Annotated in this window: 4 protein-coding genes; all 4 read left to right on the forward strand. The window is 61.1% G+C overall.

Annotated elements, in window-relative coordinates; translation table 11 throughout:
- A partial coding sequence (gene glpX / locus QZ186_RS11115) for a class II fructose-bisphosphatase (RefSeq protein WP_296416844.1) occupies nucleotides 1–872 on the forward strand: 872 nt, incomplete at its 5' end.
- A gap of 86 nt (nucleotides 873–958) precedes the next feature.
- Nucleotides 959–2,263, forward strand: a complete 1,305-nt coding sequence (locus QZ186_RS11120; RefSeq protein WP_247479974.1) for a glutamyl-tRNA reductase — start codon at nucleotides 959–961, stop codon at nucleotides 2,261–2,263.
- A gap of 136 nt (nucleotides 2,264–2,399) precedes the next feature.
- Nucleotides 2,400–3,695: a glucose-1-phosphate adenylyltransferase gene (locus tag QZ186_RS11125; protein ID WP_247478340.1), complete on the forward strand. Its 1,296-nt coding sequence runs from the start codon at nucleotides 2,400–2,402 to the stop codon at nucleotides 3,693–3,695.
- Between the two features lie 155 nt (nucleotides 3,696–3,850).
- The coding region (gene gndA, locus QZ186_RS11130; RefSeq protein ID WP_296416849.1) for an NADP-dependent phosphogluconate dehydrogenase at nucleotides 3,851–4,766 on the forward strand (916 nt) is incomplete at its 3' end.

The following is a 4,766-nucleotide window of genomic DNA, read 5'->3' on the forward strand; positions in this document are numbered from 1 at the left end:
ACAAGATCCAGATGCAGGGCCGCATCGTGATCGGCGAGGGCGAGCGCGACGAAGCCCCCATGCTGTACATCGGTGAGGAAGTCGGCAGCGGCACCGGCCCTGGCGTGGACTTCGCTGTGGACCCCTGCGAAGGCACCAACCTCTGTGCCAACAGCCAGCGTGGCTCGATGGCCGTTTTGGCTGCCTCTGACCGCGGCGGTCTCTTCAATGCCCCCGACTTCTACATGAAGAAGCTGGCTGCACCCCCGGCAGCAAAGGGCAAGGTCGACATCAACAAGTCGGCCACCGAGAACATCAAGATCCTGAGCGAGTGCCTGGGCCTTCCCGCTGAAGAGCTGGTCATCGTGGTGATGGACCGCGCTCGTCACAAGGACCTGATCAAGGAGATCCGCGCCACCGGCGCCCGCGTCCAGCCCATCTCTGATGGCGACGTGCAGGCTGCCATCGCCTGTGGTTTCGCAGGCACCGGTACCCACTGTCTGATGGGTATTGGCGCTGCTCCTGAGGGTGTGATTTCCGCAGCCGCCCTGCGCGCCCTGGGCGGTCACTTCCAGGGACAACTGGTGTACGACCCCGCCGTCGCTCAGACCTCCGAGTGGGAAGGCCTGACCAAGGAAGGCAACCTGGCCCGCCTGGCCGAGATGGGTATCACCGATCCCGACCGCGTCTACGAAGCCAACGAACTGGCCTGCGGCGAGAACGTGGTGTTCGCTGCCACCGGCATCACCGATGGTCTGCTCTTCGACGGCGTGAAGTTCGAGAAGGACTGCACCCGCACCAGCTCCCTGGTGATCAGCACCCTGGACAACACCGCCCGTTTCACCACCACGGTCCACATCAAGGACGGAGCCCAGAGCATCGCTCTGCGCTGATCGCCCGATCAGCTCGAGCCGGGTCTCCTCTGGGAGGCCCGGCTTTCTTTTAGCCGTCCCTGTTGCGCACCCCCGGATCCACCTTCATGCACATCGCCGTCGTCGGACTCAGTCACCGAACGGCCCCGGTTGAGATCCGGGAACGTCTCAGCATTGCTGAGCAGAGCATGGAGGACTCCCTCCAGCGCCTGCGGGCGGACGAACAGGTTCTTGAGGCCTCGATTCTCAGCACCTGCAATCGGCTCGAGATCTACACCCTGCTTCGCAACCCTGAGCAGGGGGTTTCAGCCGTCGGCAGTTTTCTCAGTCAGCATTCCGGCCTTGAGCTCTCTGAGCTCATGCCCCACCTCTTTGCCTACCACCACGAGGAGGCCATCGGGCACCTGATGCGTGTCGCGGCTGGCTTGGATTCTTTGGTCTTGGGGGAAGGCCAGATCCTGTCCCAGGTCAAAAAGATGTACCGCCTGGGCCAAGAGCATCGCTCGATCGGCCCAATCCTGAACCGCCTGCTCAACCAAGCCGTCAGCACTGGTAAGCGGGTGCGTTCGGAGACCAACCTGGGGACCGGTGCCGTTTCGATCAGCTCTGCAGCCGTTGAGCTGGCCCAACTGAAGGTTGGACAAGCCCGTGGGATTGACGATCTCGTTCCCCTCGATCAGGAACAAATTGCGGTGGTTGGCGCCGGTCGGATGGCCCGACTGCTTCTCCAGCACCTTCAGGCCAAGGGAGCCAGGGGTGTTGTCCTGCTCAACCGAACCGTCTCCCGTGCCGAGGAGATGGCGGCGGACTTCCCCGCTCTGCCGGTGCAATGCCGGCCGCTCAGCGATCTCAATCACTGCCTGAGCACCTGTTCCCTTGTGTTCACCAGCACGGGTGCCGATGACCCGATCATTACGGCAGAGCGTTTGGGGCAATTGAACCGACGCTCCTCCTTGATGTTGGTGGACATCGGCGTGCCACGGAACATCTCAGCGGATGTCTCCGAGCTCAGCGGCATCGCTGCCTATGACGTGGACGACCTCCAAGAGGTGGTTGCCCGCAACCAGGAGGCGCGCCGTGAGATTGCCGCTGAAGCAGAGGGCATGCTTCATCAGGAGGGGCAACAGTTCATCGAGTGGTGGGATGGTCTAGAGGCGGTCCCCGTGGCCAACAGGCTGCGCACCCAACTCGAGGAGATCCGCGAGCAGGAGCTCCAGAAGGCACTGAGTCGGATGGGTCCTGACCTCTCCGCCCGCGAGCGCAAGGTTGTCGAGGCCCTGAGCAAAGGGATCATCAACAAAATCCTCCATGGTCCCGTCACGAAACTGAGGGCTCCCCAGCCCCGTCAGCAGCGGCACCAGGCGATGAAGGTCATCCAGGAGCTGTTCGAATTGGAGGACCTCCAGGGCTAAGCACCCCACCCGGTTTTTAAGGGATCACGGCTGTTCTGGGAAAAGCCGTACGAATTGCCGCCAATGTGCCCCAAAAGCCGTGGAGCGGCCTCAGTAATCGCTTAACGTCGCCGTGCTTTTGGCGTAGAGGGAAGCGATGAAGCGCGTTCTGGCGATCATTCTGGGCGGCGGTGCAGGGACCCGCCTTTACCCTCTGACCAAGATGCGGGCCAAGCCCGCCGTGCCCCTGGCTGGCAAGTATCGACTGATTGATATCCCCATCAGTAACTGCATCAACTCCGACATCAACAAGATGTACGTGTTGACGCAGTTCAACAGCGCTTCCCTCAACCGTCACCTCACCCAGAGCTACAACCTCTCCTCTGGCTTTGGTCAGGGCTTTGTCGAGGTACTGGCGGCCCAGCAGACCCCTGAGAGCCCCAGCTGGTTCGAGGGAACAGCGGATGCTGTTCGCAAGTACCAGTGGCTCTTCCAGGAATGGGATGTGGACCACTACCTGATCCTCTCCGGTGACCAGCTCTACCGGATGGACTACAGCGAGTTCGTCAACCACCACATCGCCACCGGCGCCGACATCAGCATCGGTGCCCTGCCGGTGGATGCCCCGCAGGCCGAAGCCTTCGGCTTGATGCACACCGACGAGAAAGGAAAGATTCGCGAGTTCCGCGAGAAGCCCAAGGGTGATGCCCTGAAGGAGATGTGGGTCGACACCTCCCGTCTGGGGCTCTCCCCAGAGGAAGCCGAGAAGCGCCCCTATCTCGCATCGATGGGGATCTACGTCTTCAGCCGCGAGACCCTGTTCGATTTGCTGGCGAAGAACCCCAGCGCCACGGACTTTGGCAAGGAGCTGATCCCTGCCTCCTTGGAGCGGGGTGACCACATCCAGAGCTACCTCTTCGATGACTATTGGGAAGACATCGGAACGATCGGTGCCTTCTATGAGGCCAACCTGGCCCTGACCGATCAGCCCAACCCGGCCTTCTCGTTCTACGAGGAGTCCTTCCCGATCTACACGCGTCCCCGTTACCTGCCCCCCAGCAAGTTGCTGGACTCCCAGGTGACCCAATCGATCATTGGTGAGGGTTCAATCCTCAAGGCCTGCAGCATCCACCACTGCGTCCTGGGTGTTCGCAGCCGCGTTGAAGAAGACGCTGTTCTTCAGGACACCCTGGTGATGGGCAACGACTTTTTTGAGTCATCCGCCGAACGCAATGCTCTGCGTCACCGCGGCGGAACTCCTGTCGGCGTCGGTCGCGGCACAACGGTTAAGCGCGCGATCCTCGACAAGAACGCTCGCATCGGAGACAACGTCACCATCGTCAACAAGGACAACGTCGAAGAAGCCGATCGTCCTGAACTGGGCTTCTACATCCGTAACGGCATCGTCGTCGTGGTCAAGAACGCGAGCATCCCCGACAACACCGTCATTTGATCGCCCAAGACGATTGAGTACCAAACCCTCTCTGCCTTTGCAGAGAGGTTTTTTTTTTGTTGGCAACTCAACCTGTTTCAGTGTTCGCCAACAACGGTTCACGCCGCTGAAAGACGCCGCCACACTGGTGACATTGGATCCATCTTCAAAGCTCCATGGACAAGGCCCATTTCGGCTTGATCGGTCTCGGTGTGATGGGCGAGAACCTGGTGCTCAACGCTGAGCGCAATGGCTTCTCCAGCGTGGTCTACAACCGCACCTATGCCAAGACAGAGGAGTTCCTCTCTGGGATGGGCGCCGGCAAGAACATCGTTGGCTCCACGAGCCTGGAGGACTTTGTCAGCAAGCTTCAGCATCCGCGCCGGATCCTGATGATGGTCAAGGCCGGTCCTGCGGTGGATGCGGTGATCAAAGACATTTCGCCCTACCTCGAAGCAGGCGATCTGCTGATCGATGGTGGCAACTCGGAGTACCACGACACCGAACGTCGTGTGGCTGAGCTCGAGAGCAAGAGTTTTGGCTTTATCGGGATGGGGGTCTCAGGCGGTGCCAAAGGAGCCCTCGAAGGGCCGAGCATGATGCCCGGCGGCACCAAGGCCTCCTACGACGCGATTGAGAGCCTGGTCTGCAAGATGGCGGCCCAGGTGGAAGACGGACCCTGCGTCACCTACATCGGTCCCGGGGGCTCCGGCCACTTCGTCAAGACCGTCCACAACGGCATTGAGTACGGCATCGAGCAGATCCTTGCCGAGGCCTACGACCTGCTCAAGCGGGTTGGGGGCCTCAGCGGCACACAGATGGCCGACATCTTTGGCCACTGGAACAGCACAGAGGAGTTGGCGTCCTATCTCGTTGAAATCACCGAGATCTGCCTGCGGACCAAGGACCCCGCCGATGGCAGCGACCTTGTGGAGAAGATCGTCGATCAGGCGGGCCAAAAGGGCACTGGCCTTTGGACCGTGGTGAGTGCGCTGCAGATGGGTGCACCGGTACCCACCATCTACGCCGCCCTCAACGGCCGCGTGATGAGCTCGATCAAGCCCCAGCGCCAGAACGCCGAGGCGATCCTCC

The sequence above is a fragment of the Vulcanococcus sp. DEBay_Sum29NL08_54 genome (assembly GCF_017859255.1).
Classification (GTDB): Bacteria; Cyanobacteriota; Cyanobacteriia; order PCC-6307; family Cyanobiaceae; genus Vulcanococcus.